The organism is Streptomyces sp. NPDC001508 (assembly GCF_040298665.1).
GTDB lineage: Bacteria > Actinomycetota > Actinomycetes > Streptomycetales > Streptomycetaceae > Streptomyces.
Genome location: NZ_JBEPAP010000141.1, coordinates 1 through 2,628 on the forward strand (window position 1 = coordinate 1; position 2,628 = coordinate 2,628).

At 67.9% G+C, this 2,628-nt stretch carries 2 protein-coding genes; both read left to right on the forward strand.

Annotated elements, in window-relative coordinates:
• Positions 1-194: 194 nt before the first annotated feature.
• On the forward strand, positions 195-1,784 hold the full coding sequence (gene istA / locus ABT245_RS45660; protein ID WP_351747025.1) for an IS21 family transposase: 1,590 nt from the start codon (positions 195-197) through the stop codon (positions 1,782-1,784).
• Entirely contained in the window at positions 1,784-2,560 is a 777-nt protein-coding gene (gene istB / locus ABT245_RS45665; RefSeq protein WP_351747022.1) for an IS21-like element helper ATPase IstB, read from the forward strand. Before istA ends, istB begins: the two co-directional genes overlap by 1 nt.
• Positions 2,561-2,628 lie beyond the last annotated feature (68 nt).

A 2,628-nucleotide genomic window follows, 5' to 3' on the forward strand; every position in this document is an offset into this window, starting at 1 on the left:
CTGTGGGCGATCACGAAATTCCCCAGGTGGGGCGGGTTCTGCGTCACGTAATTCCCCACCCCCGCGGTCACGTAATTCCCCATGGGGACGAGGGGTGGCGGGGGTCATAGTCCTGGCCGTCGAGAAGACGGACGCTTCCTCGATCAGTGGTTCGAGGTCGAGGGAAGCGCGCGATGGCAAGGAGAACGTTCAACGTGGTCGATGTGACCGAGATCTACGTCCACTGGTATGCGGGCCGTTCCAAGAGCGAGCTGGCCGCGTCGCTGGGAGTGGACCGCAAGACGATCAGGAAGTACCTGGCCCCGGCGGAGGCCGCCGGGATGGCGCCGGGCGGCCCGGCGATGACCGAACAGGACTGGGCCGGGCTGATCAAGGGCTGGTTTCCCGAGCTCGCCGACAGGCGGCTGAGGCAGGTGACCTGGCCCGAGATCGACAAGCACGGCGATTACATCAAGAGCCTGCTGGGGACGGTGACCGTCTCCACGATCCACCAACGGCTGCGGGACGAACACGGGCTGACGGCGTCGGTGTCCTCGCTGCGGCGGTGGGTATCGGCGACGCTGCCCGAGGAGACGAGAAGGTCGCAGGTCACCGTCCTGCGCGACGAGGTCGAGCCGGGCCTGGAGGCCCAGATCGACTACGGCTTCCTCGGCCAGTGGACCAACCCGCGCAGCGGGAAACGGCACCGGATCTGGGCGTTCGTGATGATCCTGGCCTGCTCGCGGCACATGTTCGTCCGCCCCGTCATCCACTTGGACCAGCACGCCTGGACCGAGGCCCACGTCGAAGCCTTCCGGTTCTTCGGCGGCGTCACCCAGCGGCTCGTGCCCGACAACCTGCGCACCGGGGTCGACAAGCCCGACCTCTACGACCCCAAAATCAACAAGGCGTATGCCGAACTCGCAACCCACTACGGGGCGTTGGTGGACCCAGCCCGCGCCGGCCGGCCAAAAGACAAGCCCAGAGTCGAGCGCCCCATGCCCTATATAAGGGACTCGTGGTGGCGGGGACGGGAGTTCGTCTCCCTCGAGCACATGCAGACCGACGCGGTCCGCTGGTCGAGCGAGGTCGCCGGGCAGCGGCAGTGCCGCCCGCTGGGCGGAGCGTCGCCGCGGTCGGTCTTCGAGGCCGTCGAGCAAGCCACACTGCTGCCCTTGCCGAAGACACCGTTCGTGCTGGCCCGCTGGAGTGCGGCGACCGTCGGCCCGGACATCCACATCAAGGTGGGCCGCACCCTCTACTCGGTGCCGTGGAAACTGATCGGTCAGCGCGTCGACGTCCGCTCCACCCAAGCCTTCGTGCAGGTCTTCCACGGTGGTGAACTGGTCAAGACCCATGCGGCACTTGAGCAGGGTAAACGCACCCACAGCAGCGACTACCCGCCCGAGAAGATCGCTTTCCATATGCGGACCCCGGCGTGGTGCCGCACCCAGTCCGCGCAAGTCGGCCCGGCCTGCCGGGCTGTGATCGACGGACTGCTGGAAGTCAACGCGCTCTACCGTCTCCGCGCCGCCCAGGGCGTCCTCGGCCTGCGCAAGAAGTACGGCGACGAGCGGCTGGAGGCCGCCTGCGCCAAGGCCGCCCTCGTCGGCGACCCGTCCTACCGCACCATCAAGGGCATCCTCGTCGTCGGCACCGAGACCGAGCCCGCACCCGAGAGCGCCGGCGACGGCGGAGCCGCCGCCTTCCTGCACGGCCCCACGCGGCTCTTTTCGACCGCCGCGACCCCCGGCATGACGAACGACGACCGTGATGACCACGGTCACGACGAAGGAGTGGCGTGATGACCATCATGGACACCGCCCTGCGCGACGCACTGCGCGCGCTGAAGCTGTCGGGCATGCTGGAGACCCTGGACGCCCGCCTCGCCCAGGCCCACGGCGGCGAGCTCGGACATCTCGAATTCCTCCAGGCGCTCTGCCAGGACGAGATCACCCGCCGCGACACCGTCGCCTTCCAACGCCGCCTTGCCCGGGCGAAGTTCGAGCAGCAAGTCACCCTGGAGGAGTTCGACTTCGCGGCCTCGCCGAAGCTGCCCGCGGCCCAGATCCGTGACCTCGCAGCGCTGCGCTGGCTGCACACCGGAGAGTCCGTAATTTTGTTCGGGCCGGTCGGCGTCGGGAAGACACACGTCGCCCAGGCACTCGGCCACCTCGCCATCCGCCAGGGCGCGAACGTCCGCTTCGCCAAGACCAGCCGCATCCTGGCGGACCTGGCCGGCGGACACGCGGACCGCACCTGGGACCGCCGTCTGCGCGAATTGGTACGTCCCGACGTGCTCATCCTGGACGACTTCGCGATGCGCCAGCTGACCGCGGCCCAGGCCGACGACCTCTACGAGCTGGTCAGCGAGCGGCAGGGCCGGTCCCTGATCCTCACGAGCAACCGGGCGCCGAGCGACTGGTATCCGCTCTTCCCCAACCCCGTGGTCGCCGAGTCGCTCCTGGACCGGCTGATCAACACCAGCCACCAAGTGATCATGAACGGGCCCAGCTACCGGCCCAACAAGCGGCCCCGAGGAGGCGGCACCGACAAGACAAACAAGCCCTCGATCAAGTAGACATGGACGAGGTCAGGACCTGGGGAATTACGTGACGCCAGGGCCGGGGAATTACGTGATCGTTCACA

Excerpts from the sequence above, each read along its gene's own strand:
- istB (WP_351747022.1), top strand. The coding sequence starts at position 1,784 with ATGACCATCATGGACACCGCCCTGCGCGACGCACTGCGCGCGCTGAAG.